Raw genomic sequence first — 19042 nt, forward strand, 5'->3', positions numbered from 1 at the left:
AATGAAGATTGTAATAATCGATTACGGAGCAGGTAATATTCAAAGTATCATATTTGCGATAAAACGGCTAGGATATGAAGCTGTTTTGAGCCATGATGCAGAAGAAATCCGAAATGCCGATAAAGTGATTTTCCCTGGAGTGGGAGAAGCCAGTTCCGCTATGGCCAAATTAAAAGCTACAGGATTGGACAAGGTAATTCCTACCTTAAAACAACCTGTTTTGGGCATCTGTTTGGGCATGCAGCTCATGTGCCATTCATCCGAAGAAAGAAATACGGAAGGCTTGGGCATTTTTGATTTGGATGTGGTTAAATTTTCCAATAAGGTCAAAGTCCCTCAAATTGGATGGAACCAGATTTCGGATTTAAAAAGTGAGCTGTTTTCTAAAATTCCTGAGAAAGCCTATATCTATTTGGTGCATAGTTTTTATGCTCCGATTGGCTCGGAAACTATTGCCAAATCCGAATACGATGTGGAATATAGTGCGGCTCTGCAGAAAGAAAATTTTTATGGGGTACAGTTCCACCCTGAAAAAAGCAGCGATGTAGGTAGTGAAATATTGAACAATTTTCTAAATATTACCTGATATGGAGTTCCATATTCTGAAGGACAAAGAGAAATTGGATATCCTAAGAATCCACAAAGAGGTAACCTCTACATACTGGGGAAAGGAAAGAACCTGGGAGGAAACCTTGATGACCATTGAAAAAAGTATCTGCTTTGGAATGTTCAATACGAACGGTGAGCAGGTTGCTTACGCCAGAATGATGACAGACGGTTTGGTGTTTGCCTACATTATGGATGTAGTTGTCTTTGATCCCAACAAGGGCAAAGGACTTGGAAAAAAATTGGTGCAATATATTTTGGACCAACCTGATGTGAAGAAAGTGAACACCGTAGCACTAAAAACATTGGACGCCCATAGTTTTTATGAAAATCTGGGCTTTAAAAAAGTTGGGGATTCAAAAATGTGGATGTCCATAGAACGAGTAAAATATGACTAGAAAATGAGATTGATTCCAGCCATAGACATTATCGATGGAAAATGTGTTCGTCTATCAAAAGGTGATTATAGCACCAAAAAAGTCTATAATGAAAATCCGTTGGAAGTGGCCAAGGAGTTTGAGGCACACGGTATCCAGTACCTACATTTGGTTGATTTGGACGGGGCTAAATCCCAACATATTGTCAACTATAAGGTATTGGAAAACATTGCCTTAAAAACCAGTTTGCAAATTGACTTTGGTGGTGGATTAAAATCGGGTGATGATCTGCATGTTGCTTTTCAAAGCGGAGCACATCAAATTACGGGCGGAAGTATTGCTGTTAAAGACAGGGAAACTTTTTTGAGCTGGTTGTCGACCTACGGAGCTAGAAAAATCATTCTAGGTGCCGATGCCAATAACGAGAAAGTCGCGGTTTCGGGCTGGCAAGAAGAATCGGATTTGGAGCTGATTCCTTTCGTTCAGCAGTATCAATCCGAAGGTATCGAATATGTGATTTGCACGGATATAAGCAAGGATGGCATGCTGCAAGGGCCTGCGTTCGACTTGTATCAAAAAATGTTGGCCCAAACCAAAAAAGGCTTAAATTTAATTGCCAGTGGTGGAATTTCCACTTTTGACGAACTCCCCAGACTTGCCGAACTTGGTTGTGAAGGTACGATCATTGGAAAAGCCATTTATGAAGGCAAGATCAGTTTAAAGCAATTGGAACATTATATTCTTGAAAATGGATAAAGAAAGAGAACTCCAAGAAGAATTGGTATGGAACGCAGGGTACCGTATGAACGAAAGCCTGCGGATGATCAAAATTTGTTTAGATCAGTTATCGGAAGAACAGGTATGGGAAAAACCCAATGAATCGAGCAATAGTATCGCCAATCTCATCCTTCATTTATGCGGAAACATTACCCAATACGGGATAGCTTCCATCCAAAATTTGGAAGATGAACGTAAGCGGGATGAAGAGTTTTCCACCGACTCAGGTTTTACCAAAGCAGAGCTCATCAAAAAGCTTGAAGACACCATTTCCGATGCCAAAAGGGCATTTTATGATGCCCCGCTCAATGAATTGTTGCGGAAACGAAACGTGCAGGGCTTCAATTTTTCAGGTGTGGGCAACATTATCCATGTTACCGAGCATTTGTCCTACCACACGGGTCAAATAGCACTTTGGACAAAAATTTTAGAAAACAGGGACCTTGGGTTTTATGGTGGAGTCAACCTGAATGCCAAGAATGAAACTAAAAACATGCAATGATTGACGACGTCATGCTGAACTCTCCTGCCTGCGGCAAAGGCAGGTTTCAGCATCTTATCAATAAAGCCATTGAGACCCTGAAACAAGTTCAGGGTGACGATATCTCTAAAAAGCGTCATGCTGAATTCATTTCAGCATCACATCTAGATATCAAAATTAGTTGATAAAAACAACCAAGAGGACGACAAGAAGCTGCACATGATAGAATATCAAATCAATAAAAGTGTCATTTCGAACTTGTTTCGGAATCCCATATGATATGAAAGAAAGCTTTGTTTACATAATGACAAACAAATACAGAACGACATTTTATATTGGGGTAACTTCAAATCTTGAGAAAAGAATTGAAGAACATGGTGAAGGACTTGGTTCAAGATTCACAAAAAAGTACCAGTTAACCGATTTGGTTTATTTTGAAGTCTATTTAGATATTAATCACGCCATTGCGAGAGAAAAACAATTGAAGAATTGGCATCACGATTGGAAATTGAATTTGATAAAAGAACAAAATCCAACTTTAGAAACTTTGGATTATGGATAGCGTCATGCTGAACTCGCCTGCCTGCAAAGGCAGGTTTCAGCATCTCATCAATAAAGTCATTGAGACCCTGAAACAAGTTCAGGGTGACGATGTGCCCCTAATGAAGGTTTTATAAATAAAATAAATGCTTACAAAAAGAATCATACCCTGTCTCGATATTAAAAACGGACGCACCGTAAAGGGAATCAACTTTGTTGATCTACGTGATGCAGGAGACCCAGTGGAACTGGCATCCATTTATGCTAAAGAAGGAGCGGATGAATTGGTTTTCCTGGATATCTCGGCTACGGAGGAAAAACGGAAGACCTTGGCGGAATTGGTATATCACGTGGCTGAGACCATCAATATACCTTTTACCGTTGGCGGAGGAATTTCTTCCGTGGAAGATGTGGATATTCTCCTCAAAAACGGGGCCGATAAGGTTTCCATTAACTCATCAGCGGTGAAAAGACCTGAATTGATCAATGAATTGGTGGCCAAATTCGGTTCGCAATGTATTGTGGTTGCTATTGATGCCAAACAGCTAGACGGAAAATGGAAAGTCCATTTGGTAGGAGGGAAGGTACCTACGGAACTGGATCTTTTTGATTGGGCAAAGGAAGTGGAAGAACGCGGAGCAGGTGAGATTTTATTTACCTCGATGGACCATGATGGCACCAAAAATGGTTTTGCCAATAAAGCTTTAGCAAAATTGTCCGCCCTGGTGAACATTCCAGTGATTGCCTCAGGTGGGGCGGGAAATATTTCTCATTTTACCGATACATTTAAAGATGGAAAAGCTGATGCGGCCTTGGCTGCCAGTGTTTTTCACTTTAAGGAAATTGAAATAAACACACTTAAACAAGAATTAAAGGAAGAAGGAATTCCTGTAAGAATATAACAATGCAAATAGACTTCAATAAAAATTCAGACGGACTTGTACCAGCTATTGTTCAAGATGCAACCACCAAAAATGTGTTGATGCTGGGCTATATGAACCAAGAAGCGTTTGAAAAAACCAAAAAAACCCAAAAAGTCACTTTTTTCAGCCGTTCCAAACAGCGGTTATGGACCAAAGGGGAGGAAAGTGGCAACTTTTTGAACCTTGTTGACATGCAAGTGGATTGCGACAATGATACGCTTTTGGTGAAAGTAAACCCCGTTGGACCAACCTGTCACAAGGGAACCGATACATGTTGGGCCGAGGAAAATGTTCAAGGATATGGTTTTTTATCCACCTTGGAAAACATCATTGAATCCAGAAAGAACGACCAAGAGAATGCTGATAGTTATGTGGCTTCCCTGTTCCGAAAGGGCATCAACAAAGTTGCCCAAAAAGTAGGTGAGGAGGCTGTGGAAACAGTCATCGAAGCCAAAGATGATAACGATGATCTTTTCTTGAACGAAAGTGCCGACCTGCTGTTCCATTATTTGATATTATTGAAGGCAAAGAATTTTGACCTCAATGCTGTGGTCAATATTCTAGAGCAGAGACATTGACCACATGAGGTATTCAATCCTTTTTTATAATACTGGAGGAGCCAGAAAGTTCACTTTCCTGTATCGTCGCGTCTCCCTTATAGTTTAATACACTGGCACCTGAAGCTTTTATGGAAATACTTTCATTTACAGAAAGAAAGGCCGTGCTCGCCCCATACAGGTTTATGTCCAGATTGGAAATATTAAGATCATAATCCAACAGGTCGCTGCTCCCTGAAATCTCCGCTTCCAAGGATGAGATACTACCAAAAAGATTAACGGAAGAGGCTCCTTCGAGATTCATTTGTAATCGATCAGCGAGCAATTCCCCCTTAAAATCAGAGGCCCCAGAGATTGTAATCTTTCCGTCCTGTACTTCCCATTGATTTTCCAAAATCAACCTGCTCGCACCGTCAATATTGAACTTGGAAAGGTTTTTGGTGGTGATGTATGCGTTCATCACAGCCTTACCACTTACCGAAGTGTGATCTTTTAATCGGATAATCAATTCATCACCGTCTTTTTTGACGACAATTTTTTCGTGCAGATTGTTGTTGGCCGCAATTCGGATTTCTTCTTAAGATTCGGAAAAAAGTACATAAACATGGAATGCGTCGGAAACCCTAAGTCCATTATAATCATTTATGTCATATTTGATAGAGGTCACTTCGCCTTCGGCGTAAATCTTCTCATAGTCACACGAAGAGAAGATCAACAGTACGGAAAGCAGTATAAAACTGATTTGTGTTTTCATTTTTTTTGATTTTTGATTGATGTAATAATGCGTGCAAGAAAAGCTAAGGGTTGAAAAGTGGAACAGGCACCCATTGAAATGGAATAACGGCCCATGCTCTATTTCCATATTGGGCAAATACTTGCTCGTTTTTTGTGTAGACCCGTAGTGTTTTTATAGGATGGTGAAGACGGTTGCTGTAATTTTCCATTAGTCCAAATGTTTTTTGTAACGGTTACGCCCCATATTGAACACTCCTAATTTCACCCCAATGCCACCAGAAAAACCATTGAGACGGTCCACTGGGCTTTGCGGCAATTCTATTTTACTGGACATTCTATATCGGAAACCAGCCTCCAATTGCACGAATCTGGAAATATTGAACAATACATTCATTCCTGGCTCAAGCACAAATACGGCGTCTATATCGTCATCGTCAAGATCAACGTTCTCATCGTTCACCACGGCATTATGATCCACGTAGCCTACACCGCCGCCCCCTATCAACACTGGAAAGGACAGACTTACTCTTTTTTTGCCAAACAATATGGGCTCCAAATGTATTCCTCCATATATGGCCACAATATCATCGTTGTTATTTGTTCTAGGGTTGAAGATGTCTTGTTCGGAATAAAGCACATTGCCCATAAAACCCACTTCAAATTGTCTGTTGGCCACATAGGCCACTTTTAATCCTCCAATGTAAGTATCCTCTCCCTCGATTTCACCAAAATAGGTAGATAAACCCAAGTAGACCCCGTGCACCACATTTTTACGATCATTAAAGGTGATGTATTCGCTATCATCGTTCTGGGCGAACCCCATAGTGCACATGAGCAAAAAGAGTAATAAAGTTGTTGTTTTTTGATTGTTCATTTTAATTGGATTTATGATTGATTTTGTTTTAAAGACAAGGCATTCGTTAAAAGGTTGCATTTCTTAATCGTTTATGGTCACAATTCCTTTTTCGCCTTGTATGGAAATCTTTCCTTTTCTCTCCTTGCCATAAGTGGCATTTATTTTACGGAGCCTACGGCCTTTGTCCAACATTTCGGAACCTACATTATCAAATGATTTTGGCAAGCGAACCACACCTTGTTCCAAGGTTGCCGTGAAGTCATGTGGAAAATGGTCGATATTCAAAGTGATATCCGCGGATTCCTGTTGTATGGATATATCAGCCGACGGATCTATAATATTGTACACCTGAAAATCGGTAATCTTCATTGTAGCATCTACATCGCCTGCCAATCGTTCTATTTTAAAAGTGGTGAATTCCAGGTTACCAAACAGGGATCCTGCTTCGTTAATGGAAATATTGTCCTTGTTGGAATACACCTCCAACGAATTGACCGAATTGATATGGACTTCCGAACCATCACTTTTTAATCGTAGGTTTTTTGAATTTTCCATATTCAATTCCCCAATTTTTAAATCAAGGTCTGCATAGTTCAAATCCTTTGCTCGGATTTTACCATACTTCAAAACAATATCCGCCTTGTTCAAATTCTCCCCGATCCATAAATCACCATGCTCGATCAAGGTATTTAGTATACCCGTACAGTTTTCAATGACCACATCCCCAAAACGATTGGTAATCCTAAGGCCTGCCTTTTTGGGAAGATAGACCTCATAATCTATCTGAACATGACTGCGGTCAAAGTCAATGGGATTGGCACGATTCAATAGATCGGCCAACCACCCCGTATTTTTATTGGAGATTTCAGAAACAATGGAAATATAGCTGTTGCTCGCCTTGATATTTGGGCTGATACGTCCCAACAAGTCCTTGGCGTTCTCTTTTTTACGATGGTTCACGGTAACAGAAATGTTTACCTGAACTTTGTTCTGTTCCCACCCTTTAAGCGTTACGTTGCCATATTTATTTTCTATTTGAAACTCTCCCGAATTTGTGAACGGGAAGCTTTTTTCAATGGTTTTATGAACCTTTTCCTGTGCCATGGCGCAATGCACTGAAACCAGTAAAAATGCCATCCATAGGACCGCTTTATAATGTGTATCCATAATCATCTTCATCCAATTTTTTAGATTCGTTTATCTGGTGCAAGAAATTCTCAATGAGTTCAATGCGCTTTTTGTAATTGCTTACTATAGCTTCCAGCACTTGCTCATTGTCAAGGTTTTTCTGCATCTCTTTTTTGAGTACTTCATATTCAGCATCAAGTTCATCCATAAAGGATAGGAATTCCGCTTTGTTCTCTTCTGAAAGATTCTGATTGTTCCTGACCAATTGCACTTGGTAGGAGACCAGGTCTTTGTAATACATGTCTATTTCCATCAGTTCCTTGGAAGCATATTGTGTTTTGTTGGCATTATTGTTCAACACCGCCAGTCCAAAAAACGAAGCCGCACCCAGCAGTAATAGCACAGAGGCAGCCACACGAAAAAGGGGCCTTTTCCATAGTGGGATAACCTTGGATGGCTCTTGATTCAGTTCTTCTGAAATCTTCGCCCACATTTTGTCCTTGTCCGCCCTTCGCTCGTTGAATTGGGCTGCATGGTCCCTAATATGTTTTTCAAAATTGTCCATTACAGTTCATTGATGATTTCCAATAATTTTTTCTTCGCTCTGTGGTACTGGGATTTTGAAGTACTTGTAGAAATACCCAAAATCTCTCCAATTTCCACATGGTCGTATCCTTCAATCAAATATAGATTGATGATTTCCCTGTATCCATCGGGCAACAGGGCAATGCCCTTCTTTACTTTGTTCAAATCCGTTGCCTCTGCCTCTATGGGCTCTTCATCCGTTAGATGGAACTCATGTGCCTCCATGGGAACCACAGGTATACGCTTAGCCTTTAGGTGGTTAATGCTCTTATTGATGACAATTCGCTTCAGCCATGCACCAAAACTACTCTCGTACTTAAAGTTGTTTAGGTTTTTAAAGGCATCCACAAAACTGTCCTGTACTATATCCTCTGCATCTTCCGCATTGCCCAAAAAGCGGAACCCCACATTGTACATGGCATCCACATAACGGGAATACAGCTCGTATTGCGAGTTGCTATTGCCTGCTTTGCACTGCTCTACTATGGCCTTATGCGTAAAACGGATTTCGGTTTCCAATGGTTTAGGTTGATGCCTTATCTGTAGCTAAAGACAAAAGAAAAAAGAAAGGGTTGCACTATGAAGGAAAAAACTTTTAAAAAATTTTATACATGCAACCCTTCCTTTTTTGTCCTGTCTATGATGTTGAAAATTTAGTGTACAACCATCAAAACATCAAAAAATGAACAGTAAGTCACAATTAAACCCAATAAGCAAATGTACCGTTTGGTTATTGTGGTCTTTATTTTTTGGCTGTATGTCTGCCATAGGGCAGACCAGCCACACCATTAGCGGTACCATTACCGACAAAAGCAATGGGGAGACCTTGTTCGGTGCCTCTGTATTCTTGAGCGGGACTACCATTGGCGGGGTCACCAACGAATATGGATTTTACTCCGTTACCGCTCCAGAAGGAAAATATGTATTGAGCATTTCATACATGGGCTATAATGAGGTCAACATTGAGATTGACTTGAATCATGACATGGTACACGATGTGGAAATTTCAGAATTCTCGACCGCATTGGAGGAAGTGGTCGTAATGGCAGACGAGCCAGAACGGGCCATATTGCGAAAACCTGAAATGAGCGTGGTAAAGATGAACATAGGCACCGTGAAACAAATGCCCGTGGTATTAGGGGAACTGGATGTATTGAAATCCCTTCAAATGTTGCCAGGGGTCACCAATAATGGAGAAGGCACGGGTGGATTTCATGTGAGGGGCGGTGCACAGGACCAGAATCTCGTGCTTCTGGATGAGGCCATTATATACAACACTTCGCACATGTTCGGGTTCTTCTCTGTATTCAATGCGGATGCCATCAAGGATGTAAAACTCTACAAAGGCGGTATTCCTGCTAGCTTTGGTGGCAGGGTATCTTCTGTACTGGATATTCGACAGAAGGATGGAAACAGTAAAAATTTTGAACTGAACGGGGGAATCGGGGTTATTTCAAGTAGGTTAACGGCCGAAGGTCCCGTATTTGGGGACAAAGGATCTTTTTTAATTGCTGGCCGCCGTTCCTATGTAGATCTGTTGCTCAAAGCCGCAGGCGATGAAAATAGTGTAAGTTTTTATGACCTGAACCTAAAGACCAATTATAGCATCAATCGTAACAACAAGCTTTTCTTGAGCGGTTATTTTGGTCGCGATGCCTTTAAACTGGGTAGCAGTTTTGACAGTAGTTATGGAAATTCCACAGGAAATCTACGTTGGAACCACATTTTTAACGACAGATTGTTTTCCAATCTTTCGGCCATTTTAAGCCGATATGACTACGATCTGGAGTTTGCACAGGATGAATTTGAATGGCTGTCATCCATCACCAACTACAACCTTAAATACGACTTTAAGTATTATTTGAGCGACGCCTTTAAACTGGATTTTGGTGCCAACGGTATTTATTATGATTTCAACCCTGGAGAAGTAAACCCTACTGCCGAAACATCGCCCGTAAATCCATTAAAGTTAGATCAGAAAAAAGCCTTGGAAAGCGGATTGTATGTCAGTGCGGAACATAAACTAAGCCCCAAGCTTACAGCACAGTATGGCCTGCGTTACAGTGCATTCTCACGGTTTGGAGGCCAGCCCATCAGCACTTATGCAAACGATCGGCCCGTAGTATACAATCCTGAACTGGGCATTTATGAGCGCGGTGAAGCAACGGGGGAGACCAATTTTGACAAAAGTGATGTTATTGAAACTTTCGGCAATATTGAACCTCGGGTTTCATTGGCTTACCTGCTCAACGAGGAATCATCCATAAAAGCAGGATATTCACGTACCGCCCAATACATTCATTTGTTGTCCAACACTTCATCCGTAACCCCTTTGGATGTGTGGACACCCAGTGGACCTTTCATAAAACCACAGTTGTCCAATCAGTATGCTTTGGGATACTTTCACAATTTTAAGGACATGGTGTATTCGCTCGAAGTAGAGACCTATTATAAAACCGTTGATAACCGAATCGATTACATAGACGGTTCCGATCTGATTGGTCAAAATACCATTGAGACCGAAATTTTGAACGGCGAAATGCGGGCCTATGGATTGGAACTCCTGCTTAGAAAGAACGGGGGTGATTTTACGGGATGGATTGCCTACACCCTTTCCAAATCGGAGCAACGAACCTTGGGAGGAACGGCTGGAGGGCCAGGAATCAACAATGGAAATTGGTATAATGCCTATTTTGATAGAACACATGACATCTCCTTATCGGGATCGTACCAATTGGACGATCAATGGAGCTTTGGGACCAATCTGGTTTTTCAAACTGGTAGACCCGTAACTTATCCCAATGGGCAATATGTGTACGAAGATTTGTCCATAGCAAGCTACGCCCCCAGAAATTCGGACCGTTTACCAGCCTACCATCGGATGGATGTTTCCATCAATTACAAACCCAGAAAATATCAGAATAAACGGTTTAAGGGCGAATGGGTGTTCAGTGTCTATAATCTGTACAGTAGAAAAAATGCCGCTTCTATCTCCTTTGGGCAAAATCTGGAAACTGGGGCCAACGAAGCTACCCGAACAGCCATTTTTGGTATAGTACCCTCATTGACCTACAACTTTAAATTTTAAATCATGAAAACATTGAAAAAAATCATATTGGCGATTACCGTTATCATTTTTGCCTCCTGTGAGGACGTAGTGGATGTGGAAGTCCAGGAAGGACCACAACGATTGGTGGTAGAAGCATCACTGGATTGGGAAAAAGGAACGGACGGAAATGTACAGACCATCCGGTTGAGAGAATCCACTCCGTTTTTTAATACCAATACCAACACGGAGGTAACTGGTGCCTCCGTTGTGGTGACCAATGATGACAATGGAACAACCTATAATTTTGAAGATCAGGGCAACGGAGAATACCTGACCACGAATTTTGAACCCATTCTAGGGCAGACCTATTCCCTGAGGATTGAACATAATGGCGAGGTATATACCGCAAAGGAGACCATGACCCCTGTGACGGATATCACCAATGTTTTTCAGGACCGTAAAGATGGTTTTGATGATGAAGTATTGGAAGTACATGTGGTATTTACCGATCCAGAGGAAGAAGGGAACCATTATCTTTTCAAATTTCAACGAGAGGGTGATTTGCTGCCTGATTTGGAAGAAGGGAAAGATGAATTCTTGAATGGCAACGAGATTGATTGGTGGTACGAAATTGAGGAGGACGATAATACTGAAATAGAACCCTTTAAACCTGGCGATGTAGTGAACATAGGAATGTACGGAATTTCCAAGTCCTATTATGATTATATCAAGATACTCATCTCCCAATTGGGCGGTGTTGGTCTTTTTGAGTCAACACCAGTGGATGTGAAAGGTAACTGTATCAATACTACAAATCCTGAAAACTATGCTTTTGGGTATTTCAGGTTATCACAGGTGGTAAAAACGAGTTACACTTTTGTGGAAGACTAGTTTAAGTTGGTTGGATGCCAAGCGTCGGGTTTCTAGGGCTCGGCGCTTTTTCGGTTTATAGCGTTAAGTTTTTTCTAAAGCCCTAGCCATTACAGCGAAATACCGTAAATTTATATGATGGCTATGAATACAAGAAAAGGGTTTCGTTTTACCAATTACGAGGCACCCGACCAAACTCCGTTCGAAAAACTCTTTGAGATTTTTCAAGAACTAGTAACCCACACTTCGGGTGATGTGGAGGAGGCTCTGGACTGGCTCCGTGAATTGGACAAAGAATACGAACTTACCGACGACGATTACACAATTGATGACTTTATCGAAGACCTCAAGTCCAAAGGATACATCCGTGAGGAATTTGACGTGGACGGTCCGCAGGGCGGCGAAGGTGAAGAAGGCGATGAGAATGGAGGGGGCGGAAGTCTTTCCGTAACAGCCAAGCTCGAGCGAATGCTACGCCAACGGGCCTTGGACCAAATCTTCGGTAAAATCAAACGTAGTGGTTCTGGAAACCACAAAACAGGGAAATCAGGCAAGGGCGACGAGCACACTGGTGAGTTCCGTGAATACCGATTTGGGGATTCGTTAGAGCATATCAGTATGACGGAAAGTCTAAAAAACGCACAAGTCAACCACGGATTGGATAATTTTTCGTTGAGCGAAGAGGATTTGGTGGTGGAAGATACCATGCACAAAGCCCAGATGAGCACGGTGTTGATGATCGACATTAGCCATAGTATGATTTTGTACGGTGAGGACAGAATCACACCCGCCAAAAAAGTGGCAATGGCACTTGCTGAACTCATTACGACCCGTTATCCAAAGGATACCTTGGACATTTTGGTGTTCGGAAACGATGCCTGGCCCATTCCGATTAAGGATTTACCTTATCTACGTGTGGGGCCCTATCACACCAATACCGTTGCGGGATTGCAACTCGCGATGGATATGCTACGCAGAAAACGGAATACCAACAAGCAGATTTTTATGATCACCGACGGAAAACCTTCATGTTTACGCCTTCCGAATGGTGATTATTACAAAAATAGCGTAGGACTGGACGAATATATCGTTGAAAAATGCTATGCCATGGCACAACAGGCCCGAAAACTTCATATCCCTATAACCACGTTTATGATTGCAGAAGACCCTTATCTGATGCAGTTTGTCCGTGAATTTACCAAGGCAAATAAAGGAAAAGCCTTCTACACGGGACTAAAAGGTTTGGGCGAAATGATTTTTGAAGATTACGAACAGAACAGAAAAAGAAGAATAAAAGGATAACACAACATATGAAATTGGATCACACCAACATTACAACGCTGGGCGAACTTAAATCAGCTGGCTATACAAGTAAAAGCATCAAAGACGAACTCAGGGAAAACCTTTTGGAAAAAATATCGAAGGGAGAACAGGTGTTCGAAGGTGTTTGGGGTTATGAAAACTCAGTAATTCCAGAATTGGAAAGAGCCATTTTGTCCCGACACAATATCAATTTATTAGGATTGAGAGGGCAAGCAAAAACACGTTTGGCCCGTTTAATGGTTCAACTGCTTGATGAATGGATGCCCATTGTGGACGGTTCTGAAATTCACGATGACCCATTGGAGCCTATTTCCAGATACGCCACCGAGCTGATCAAGGAAAAAGGGGACAATACTCCTGTGAGTTGGATACATAGAAGCGAGCGTTTCTATGAAAAATTGGCCACGCCAGATGTTACGGTAGCGGATTTGATAGGAGATGTGGACCCCATTAAAGCGGCCAATCTTAAATTATCCTACGCAGATGACCGTGTGATTCATTTTGGAATGATACCGAGGGCCAACCGTTGTATTTTTGTGATCAACGAACTTCCCGACCTTCAAGCAAGGATTCAAGTAGCCTTGTTTAATATTCTGCAAGAAGGGGACATACAAATTCGTGGGTTCAAGCTTCGTTTGCACTTGGACATTCAGTTTGTGTTTACCGCAAACCCTGAAGATTACACCAATAGAGGAAGCATTGTAACCCCATTGAAGGATAGGATCGGTTCCCAAATTTTGACGCATTATCCTGAGAGTATCGAGATTGCAAAGAAAATCACCAAGCAAGAGGCACAGCTCGATAAGCGCCAATCTGATTTCGTCCAAGTACCCGAAATCGCGATGGATTTGTTGGAACAGATCAGTTTTGAGGCCAGAAAAAGTGAGTATGTAGACGCCAAGAGCGGGGTAAGTGCCCGTATGAGCATCACTGCTTTCGAAAATTTATTGAGCACTGCGGAACGTAGGGCCATAGTTGCAGGCGATAAAAAAACCACTGTCCGTTTAAGTGATTTTATGGGTGTAGTGCCATCCATCACAGGAAAAATAGAGTTGGTATACGAAGGAGAGCAGGAGGGAGCAGGCTCCGTTGCCGAAAATTTGATTGAAGATGCCGTTAAATCTTTGTTCCCGAGTTATTTCCCAAAAATCGAAAAGCTTCAGCGCAAAGAGGAAGAAAATGAATACGATGAATTGGTCAGCTGGTTTTTTGAAGGAGAGGGTTTTGACCTTTTGGATGACGAAAAAGAGGAAGATTATAAATCCAAACTCGACGCTATTGGCCCATTGAACAATCTAATGAAAGAATATCAGCCAGAAGTTCCGAAAGAAGAGTCATATTTCTTGAAAGAATTAGTGCTTTGGGGCTTGGTTGCCCATAAAAAATTGAGCAAGCACCGCTTTCAGCAAGGGTATCAGTTTAAAGATCTGTACGGTAGTTATATCCGAGGACTATAAACTATTGCCAAATATTTAGGTTGTCGTTATAGTTTTCAAAATTGTAGACTCCAACATAACGTTTTCTCAGCCAAAAGGTATACAGCGTTAGAATCGGCAAAATGCTGAACAGTACTACGGATAATGTTGCCATTGGTTTAAAGGTTCCAGGAATCACGTGTTCTCCATACGTTTTAATGGAATTGAGGACGGTAATGCTGTCGTAAATTTTGAAAACGTAAACAACCATGATGGCGTAGAGCACATATTCAATGTTGCGCATTTTGGGGTCGGGTAGTTCATCCTCGGAAATTTTGAACCAAACAACATATAAGTATAAAAAATGAACCGAACTCAAAACTGGGAATATATAATTGTCGGGTTTTAAAAAGTAGAATTGATTCGTATAAACCCCGTAAAAGCTTAACACTATTAAAGTTAACAAGACAACTATGCTGGTTAGTATGTTTCGTTTCCAAGTGATTATTTTTGACAGTGTATTCATTTCTATCTAAGATTTGGGACTAAATTCAACATAAAGAACGAGCTTTTTAAGTCACTATTTCAAAGAAATCGACGACCCGCAAATAATGTTGGATAATCCGAAAAATCCGACATGAAACTATAAAAAATCGACATGAAATTTCTTGGAGAAATCTAATCGAAAAGGTCGGAGGATAGATAACGATCGCCCCGGTCGCAAACAATGGATACAATGGTTCCGCTTTCCAAGGTTTCGGCCAAACGAAGTGCAACGGTTGCAGCGCCACCGCTGCTCATCCCTGAAAAAATACCCTCTTCTTTGGCTAGGCGTTTTGCCATTTCGGTAGCTTCTTGCTCGCTAACCTCCATTACGGTATCCACTTTGTCAGGATTAAAAATTTTGGGAAGATACTCCTTTGGCCATTTGCGTATACCGGGAATTTTGGAATCATCCGTAGGCTGCACGCCCACAATCTGTACATTTGGATTCTGTTCCTTTAAATAGGTGGAAGTGCCCATGATAGTTCCCGTGGTCCCCATGCTGGATACAAAATGAGTGATCTCACCATTCGTATCTCTCCAGATTTCTGGTCCTGTAGTTTTGTAGTGGGCCTTCCAGTTATCATCATTGGAGAACTGGTTCAACATTTGGAACCCTTCTTTTTTGACTTTGTCCTCAGCATAGTCCCTGGCACCCTCAATACCTACATCGGCAGGGGTCAAGGTAACCTTAGCGCCATAGGCTTTCATGGTCTGCACCCTTTCTTTGGTAGAGTTTTCGGGCATTACCAATTCAATATCAAGCCCAAAGATTCCTGCAATCATGGCCAAACCAATACCAGTGTTTCCGCTAGTGGCCTCGATCAATTTGGTTTCCTTGGTAAAATCACCACGTTCCAGCCCGCTTTTTATCATATTGTATGCTGGGCGGTCCTTTACACTACCACCAGGGTTGTTTCCCTCTAGCTTAAACAGGATTTTTACATTTGGATTGGTGTTCAATACTTTGGATTCCACCAAAGGGGTGTTTCCGATAAGATCTAATATGCTGTTAGACATTTGGGGTTGTCTTTATTTTAATTTCTGGTTTGTGATAAACAGTGGAGTTGGGGGGCACAGAGGACGTGATCCATGCATTGCCTCCGATTACGGAGTTGGCACCTACAACGGTATCACCTCCTAAAATAGTGGCATTGGCATAAATGGTCACATTGTTTTCAATGGTGGGATGCCGCTTTGTTTTCTGCAAGTTCTTGGCCACGTACAGGGCACCTAGGGTCACCCCTTGATAAATTTTTACGTTGTCATGGATTACAGCAGTTTCACCGATAACTACACCGGTGGCATGATCAATAAAGAAGGACTTGCCAATTTTTGCCCCTGGGTTAATGTCCACACCGGTCTGTCTATGCGCATATTCGGTCATCATCCGAGGAATCAAGGGCACACCCTCTTCATAGAGTTCGTGTGCCAACCTATAAATGGCAATGGCGTAAAAACCAGGATAGGCCATATAAATTTCCTGCATGGAAAGGGATGCAGGGTCACAATTTAAAATAGCCTCTGCGTCCAAATTCAAATTCTCCAAAATTTTGGGAAGTTGGGACACATAAACCTTCCAAAGTTCTTCACTCGGTCGTTCCAAATCCCAGCAAGCCATATCCATCAACTTGTTGAACCTATTTTCCAATAGCTCCAAATTGACATCCACAGGAGTATTGGCATCGAATAGGGTATAAAAAAGAGTATCGGTAAAGTCCTCCGTTTCCTGCTTCAATCTAAAGTCAAGATAGGGCAGTTTTTTGTGCCTGTTAAGTTCGGCTATGATTTTTTCCTTGTCCATGCTGCGCTATATAGTCTTAAAATTAGAGAAATCCTTACCATACCCACCCATAAAAGAGTAACTTTAGTTTAAAAATAACATTTTAGGAATATATGGCTGGCAATATTACAATCTCCAAAGAAGTCTTTGATTTTTTGACAGAACTCCAAGAGAACAACAACAGAGAGTGGTTCGAGGCCCATAAACCCACATTCAAGAACCACCAGGCCAAGGTCAAGTCCTTTTTTGAAGTGGTAAAGGACAACTTGAACCACCATGATGAGATTGAAAAGATGAAGATGTTCCGTATTTATCGAGATGTTCGTTTTTCCAATGATAAAACTCCATATAAAAGCCATTTAGCAGGATCTTTTTCTAGACTTGGCGCCCATTTACGGGGAGGGTATTATATTCACTTAAAACCTGGAGGGTCATTGCTGGCCACAGGATTTTGGAACCCGAACAAGAATGATCTTTTTCGTATTCGAAAAGAACTGGAAATGGATGCCTCCGAATTCCGGAATGTCATCAATAAGAAAGAATTGAAAACCATTTGGGGAGAACTCAGCGGAGATGAAGTCAAAACCGCACCAAAAGGATTCGACAAAGAACACCCGGATATTGATTTGATAAAGAAAAAACAGTTTGTTTTTGTGCGTAACCTTACGGACAAAGAGGTTTTGTCACCTTCTTTTTTGGAAGAAGTGGACAGGTCCTACAGGGCCATACGGCCATATTTTGACCTGATGAGCGATATCCTTACTACAAACTTGAACGGAGAATCAATTCTGGAATAGAGCCTCTTCCTCCAAAAGTTGGATCTGATCTTTTAGGCGTTCCGTTACCATGTTCATCATCCGCTTGTTCAATGCGGAGGAATTGGTGATATAATCCCGGTACTCTTGCACGGTAAACTGCCCGATGATCATTCCCTTTAAAGAGTTTCTGAATTTGATGTCCTTTTGTATGGCACGCTCGATATATTGCATTTTCCTTTCCAAGGAGAGTTCGTAAAAAGCTCCCTTATGCTTGTTGGCATAATTCTTAAAAGCTTCCACCAACAAATAATTTTGAAGTTTGATAACAGGCCTCAAAGTTTTGTTCTGAAAATGCTCATCAAAACCCATCTGATCATTGAAATGCGACTCTGGAATGGTAGGACGAATATCCAGCCGGGGGTCGGAGTGAGAATCCATGGTTGTGGTTTTTCATAAAATTACAGAATGATGAATCGCTCACATTTTGAAAATCGAATAGTTGTCAACTAGGTTATGAACAACTGTATTTATTGTAAGCTTGGTAAAACTTTAAAACAACTTGGATACCCAATACACTATAGGGCATATCAAACAGATTGAAAATTCGGTCAGAACCCAATATCTGAATAGTTTAGGTAATCTAGAAGGTCTGGGAAAATGTTTCATGACTAAACATAACGAAAAAACAGATAAAATGTATTAAATCGTTTTACGGACCAAAAGCCTTATTTTTATCTCAAATTGAATTCAACATGAAATTCGGAAAAGTAGACCACCCAGAACATATTGATTTCACCATTCCATCCGACCACCCCGATACTCCCGTGGTGCTATCCAAAACCAAAACGGGTGCTGAGACCAAAATATATGTGGGCTGCGCCAAATGGAACCGGCAAGATCTGAAGAATTTTTATCCAAGGGGTACCAAAGATGAATTGGAATACTACTCGTCCCAATTTAATTGTATTGAGCTCAATGCTACGTTTTATCGAATCTTTCCGGCGGAACAGTATGAAAAGTGGCGGGACAAGACACCAGAAGGTTTTAAGTTTTTTCCAAAAATGACCAATGAGGTGAGCCATCTTCGTCGCATGAACGACAAAGTTTATGAAATCGCGGATAGGTATTTGGAAGTAACCTCTTTGCTTGGCGACAAGCTTGGGACCATCTTTTTGCAGATGCACAACAATTTTGGTCCCAAAAATTGGGATAGGGTAGTGCGCTTTGTGGAATACTGGCCGAAAGAATTTCCCTTGGCTATGGAGTTTCGGCATACGGATTGGTTCAACGATGAGAAAACGGCCCAAGAACTCTATCACTTATTGGAAGAGAACAATATTGCCAACGTTTTGGTGGATACTGCGGGCAGGAGGGACCTTATGCACATGCGATTGACCACCAACGAGGCTTTTATTCGGTATGTAGGCGCCAATCACCAATCCGATTATCCTAGGTTGGACGATTGGATCGACCGCCTATCTTCGTGGATGGATTTGGGATTGGAGCATATTCATTTTTTTGTGCACCAAAACCTGGAATTGGAATCCCCGTTATTGTCCGCATATTTTATAGAGCAGTTAAACAACAAATTGGGCTTTGATCTACACATTCCCAAGACCACGCTGCCTCCTCAAAAAGGTTTGTTCGATTAAAACGGAACAAATTGATCAAGTTTAAAATCTTTGGTGGTCAAAATTAACTACTTGGTATTTGCCGACCAGTAATTGTTCCAAATT

The 19042-nt window shown here is 41.5% G+C and carries 23 protein-coding genes; 13 read left to right on the plus strand and 10 right to left on the minus strand.

The genetic code is table 11. The features are described from left to right. Position 1: 1 nt before the first annotated feature. The 7 genes from hisH to hisIE all read left to right on the plus strand — a co-directional run bounded on the left by hisH (position 2) and on the right by hisIE (position 4282). The gene (gene hisH, locus SD449_RS02090) at positions 2-586 is read left to right on the plus strand and encodes an imidazole glycerol phosphate synthase subunit HisH (RefSeq protein ID WP_318308392.1); all 585 of its coding nucleotides are present in this window, start codon (positions 2-4) and stop codon (positions 584-586) included. Position 587: 1 nt separating this feature from the next. Then, positions 588-1004 carry a GNAT family N-acetyltransferase gene (locus tag SD449_RS02095; RefSeq protein ID WP_318308394.1) on the plus strand — a complete coding sequence of 139 codons (417 nt, stop codon included), beginning with the start codon at positions 588-590 and terminating at the stop codon, positions 1002-1004. 3 nt (positions 1005-1007) lie between these two features. Next, positions 1008-1739, plus strand: coding sequence for a 1-(5-phosphoribosyl)-5-[(5-phosphoribosylamino)methylideneamino]imidazole-4-carboxamide isomerase (gene hisA / locus SD449_RS02100; RefSeq protein WP_318308395.1), 732 nt, complete (start codon positions 1008-1010; stop codon positions 1737-1739). Further along, entirely contained in the window at positions 1732-2262 is a 531-nt protein-coding gene (locus SD449_RS02105; RefSeq protein ID WP_318308396.1) for a DinB family protein, read from the plus strand. The genes hisA and SD449_RS02105 overlap by 8 nt, the downstream gene beginning before the upstream one ends. A 259-nt stretch (positions 2263-2521) precedes the next feature. Further along, entirely contained in the window at positions 2522-2803 is a 282-nt protein-coding gene (locus SD449_RS02110) for a GIY-YIG nuclease family protein (RefSeq protein ID WP_318308397.1), read from the plus strand. Between the two features lie 124 nt (positions 2804-2927). Further along, positions 2928-3683, plus strand: coding sequence for an imidazole glycerol phosphate synthase subunit HisF (gene hisF / locus SD449_RS02115; RefSeq protein ID WP_318308399.1), 756 nt, complete (start codon positions 2928-2930; stop codon positions 3681-3683). 2 nt (positions 3684-3685) lie between these two features. Next, the gene (gene hisIE, locus SD449_RS02120) at positions 3686-4282 is read left to right on the plus strand and encodes a bifunctional phosphoribosyl-AMP cyclohydrolase/phosphoribosyl-ATP diphosphatase HisIE (RefSeq protein WP_318308401.1); all 597 of its coding nucleotides are present in this window, start codon (positions 3686-3688) and stop codon (positions 4280-4282) included. Between the two features lie 13 nt (positions 4283-4295). On the opposite strand, the gene SD449_RS02125 is transcribed toward hisIE, so the two are convergent. The 6 genes from SD449_RS02125 to SD449_RS02150 form a co-directional block, all read right to left on the minus strand. Beyond that, positions 4296-4832, minus strand: coding sequence for a head GIN domain-containing protein (locus tag SD449_RS02125; protein WP_318309180.1), 537 nt, complete (start codon positions 4830-4832; stop codon positions 4296-4298). Between the two features lie 6 nt (positions 4833-4838). Next, complete coding sequence (locus SD449_RS02130) at positions 4839-5015, minus strand: hypothetical protein (protein ID WP_318308403.1); 177 nt, start codon at positions 5013-5015, stop codon at positions 4839-4841. A gap of 189 nt (positions 5016-5204) precedes the next feature. Next, a complete protein-coding gene (locus SD449_RS02135; protein WP_318308405.1) occupies positions 5205-5870 on the minus strand; it encodes a hypothetical protein in 666 nt (221 codons plus the stop codon). A 63-nt stretch (positions 5871-5933) separates the two neighbouring features. Then, complete coding sequence (locus tag SD449_RS02140; RefSeq protein WP_318308407.1) at positions 5934-7019, minus strand: translocation/assembly module TamB domain-containing protein; 1086 nt, start codon at positions 7017-7019, stop codon at positions 5934-5936. After that, positions 7003-7545 (minus strand): hypothetical protein, encoded by a 543-nt coding sequence (locus tag SD449_RS02145; RefSeq protein ID WP_318308409.1) that lies wholly within the window; start codon positions 7543-7545, stop codon positions 7003-7005. Before SD449_RS02145 ends, SD449_RS02140 begins: the two co-directional genes overlap by 17 nt. Further along, positions 7545-8084, minus strand: a complete 540-nt coding sequence (locus SD449_RS02150) for an RNA polymerase sigma factor (protein ID WP_108246070.1) — start codon at positions 8082-8084, stop codon at positions 7545-7547. Before SD449_RS02150 ends, SD449_RS02145 begins: the two co-directional genes overlap by 1 nt. A 163-nt stretch (positions 8085-8247) precedes the next feature. Here SD449_RS02150 and SD449_RS02155 point away from each other — a divergent pair, with 163 nt between their 5' ends. From SD449_RS02155 to SD449_RS02170, 4 genes are all read left to right on the plus strand, one after another. Then, the gene (locus SD449_RS02155) at positions 8248-10653 is read left to right on the plus strand and encodes a TonB-dependent receptor (protein ID WP_318308411.1); all 2406 of its coding nucleotides are present in this window, start codon (positions 8248-8250) and stop codon (positions 10651-10653) included. Between the two features lie 3 nt (positions 10654-10656). Next, positions 10657-11505, plus strand: coding sequence for a DUF4249 domain-containing protein (locus SD449_RS02160; protein ID WP_318308412.1), 849 nt, complete (start codon positions 10657-10659; stop codon positions 11503-11505). A gap of 117 nt (positions 11506-11622) precedes the next feature. Beyond that, on the plus strand, positions 11623-12786 hold the full coding sequence (locus tag SD449_RS02165) for a vWA domain-containing protein (protein ID WP_318309181.1): 1164 nt from the start codon (positions 11623-11625) through the stop codon (positions 12784-12786). Positions 12787-12794: 8 nt separating this feature from the next. Continuing rightward, the gene (locus SD449_RS02170) at positions 12795-14264 is read left to right on the plus strand and encodes a magnesium chelatase (RefSeq protein WP_318308414.1); all 1470 of its coding nucleotides are present in this window, start codon (positions 12795-12797) and stop codon (positions 14262-14264) included. A gap of 1 nt (position 14265) precedes the next feature. Here SD449_RS02170 and SD449_RS02175 read toward each other — a convergent pair whose 3' ends face one another. The 3 genes from SD449_RS02175 to epsC all read right to left on the minus strand — a co-directional run bounded on the left by SD449_RS02175 (position 14266) and on the right by epsC (position 16569). Continuing rightward, positions 14266-14526, minus strand: coding sequence for a hypothetical protein (locus SD449_RS02175; RefSeq protein WP_318308417.1), 261 nt, complete (start codon positions 14524-14526; stop codon positions 14266-14268). Positions 14527-14900: 374 nt separating this feature from the next. Then, positions 14901-15785, minus strand: a complete 885-nt coding sequence (cysM, locus tag SD449_RS02180; protein ID WP_207031619.1) for a cysteine synthase CysM — start codon at positions 15783-15785, stop codon at positions 14901-14903. Further along, positions 15778-16569, minus strand: a complete 792-nt coding sequence (epsC, locus tag SD449_RS02185; protein ID WP_318308418.1) for a serine O-acetyltransferase EpsC — start codon at positions 16567-16569, stop codon at positions 15778-15780. Before epsC ends, cysM begins: the two co-directional genes overlap by 8 nt. 92 nt (positions 16570-16661) lie before the next feature. Between epsC and SD449_RS02190 the strand changes: the two genes are divergently transcribed. Then, positions 16662-17345, plus strand: coding sequence for a DUF2461 domain-containing protein (locus SD449_RS02190; RefSeq protein WP_318308419.1), 684 nt, complete (start codon positions 16662-16664; stop codon positions 17343-17345). Here SD449_RS02190 and SD449_RS02195 read toward each other — a convergent pair. Continuing rightward, entirely contained in the window at positions 17331-17744 is a 414-nt protein-coding gene (locus SD449_RS02195) for a glyoxalase (protein ID WP_318308421.1), read from the minus strand. The two genes, SD449_RS02190 and SD449_RS02195, sit on opposite strands and share 15 nt — an antisense overlap. Before the next feature lie 314 nt (positions 17745-18058). Here SD449_RS02195 and SD449_RS02200 point away from each other — a divergent pair, with 314 nt between their 5' ends. After that, positions 18059-18958 (plus strand): DUF72 domain-containing protein, encoded by a 900-nt coding sequence (locus SD449_RS02200; RefSeq protein WP_318308422.1) that lies wholly within the window; start codon positions 18059-18061, stop codon positions 18956-18958. Positions 18959-19042: the final 84 nt, after the last annotated feature.

The organism is Flagellimonas crocea (assembly GCF_033441595.1).
Taxonomy (GTDB): Bacteria; Bacteroidota; Bacteroidia; order Flavobacteriales; family Flavobacteriaceae; genus Flagellimonas; species Flagellimonas crocea.

Bases quoted from the DNA above. Each gene is read 5' to 3' on its own strand.
- hisH (WP_318308392.1), top strand. From the start codon at position 2: ATGAAGATTGTAATAATCGATTACGGAGCAGGTAATATTCAAAGTATC.
- SD449_RS02095 (WP_318308394.1), top strand. From the start codon at position 588: ATGGAGTTCCATATTCTGAAGGACAAAGAGAAATTGGATATCCTAAGA.
- hisA (WP_318308395.1), top strand. From the start codon at position 1,008: ATGAGATTGATTCCAGCCATAGACATTATCGATGGAAAATGTGTTCGT.
- SD449_RS02105 (WP_318308396.1), top strand. From the start codon at position 1,732: ATGGATAAAGAAAGAGAACTCCAAGAAGAATTGGTATGGAACGCAGGG.
- SD449_RS02110 (WP_318308397.1), top strand. From the start codon at position 2,522: ATGAAAGAAAGCTTTGTTTACATAATGACAAACAAATACAGAACGACA.
- hisF (WP_318308399.1), top strand. From the start codon at position 2,928: ATGCTTACAAAAAGAATCATACCCTGTCTCGATATTAAAAACGGACGC.
- hisIE (WP_318308401.1), top strand. From the start codon at position 3,686: ATGCAAATAGACTTCAATAAAAATTCAGACGGACTTGTACCAGCTATT.
- SD449_RS02130 (WP_318308403.1), bottom strand. From the start codon at position 5,015: ATGAAAACACAAATCAGTTTTATACTGCTTTCCGTACTGTTGATCTTC.
- SD449_RS02135 (WP_318308405.1), bottom strand. From the start codon at position 5,870: ATGAACAATCAAAAAACAACAACTTTATTACTCTTTTTGCTCATGTGC.
- SD449_RS02140 (WP_318308407.1), bottom strand. From the start codon at position 7,019: ATGGATACACATTATAAAGCGGTCCTATGGATGGCATTTTTACTGGTT.
- SD449_RS02145 (WP_318308409.1), bottom strand. From the start codon at position 7,545: ATGGACAATTTTGAAAAACATATTAGGGACCATGCAGCCCAATTCAAC.
- SD449_RS02155 (WP_318308411.1), top strand. From the start codon at position 8,248: ATGAACAGTAAGTCACAATTAAACCCAATAAGCAAATGTACCGTTTGG.
- SD449_RS02160 (WP_318308412.1), top strand. From the start codon at position 10,657: ATGAAAACATTGAAAAAAATCATATTGGCGATTACCGTTATCATTTTT.
- SD449_RS02165 (WP_318309181.1), top strand. From the start codon at position 11,623: ATGGCTATGAATACAAGAAAAGGGTTTCGTTTTACCAATTACGAGGCA.
- SD449_RS02170 (WP_318308414.1), top strand. From the start codon at position 12,795: ATGAAATTGGATCACACCAACATTACAACGCTGGGCGAACTTAAATCA.
- SD449_RS02175 (WP_318308417.1), bottom strand. From the start codon at position 14,526: ATGCGCAACATTGAATATGTGCTCTACGCCATCATGGTTGTTTACGTT.
- cysM (WP_207031619.1), bottom strand. From the start codon at position 15,785: ATGTCTAACAGCATATTAGATCTTATCGGAAACACCCCTTTGGTGGAA.
- epsC (WP_318308418.1), bottom strand. From the start codon at position 16,569: ATGGACAAGGAAAAAATCATAGCCGAACTTAACAGGCACAAAAAACTG.
- SD449_RS02190 (WP_318308419.1), top strand. From the start codon at position 16,662: ATGGCTGGCAATATTACAATCTCCAAAGAAGTCTTTGATTTTTTGACA.
- SD449_RS02195 (WP_318308421.1), bottom strand. From the start codon at position 17,744: ATGGATTCTCACTCCGACCCCCGGCTGGATATTCGTCCTACCATTCCA.
- SD449_RS02200 (WP_318308422.1), top strand. From the start codon at position 18,059: ATGAAATTCGGAAAAGTAGACCACCCAGAACATATTGATTTCACCATT.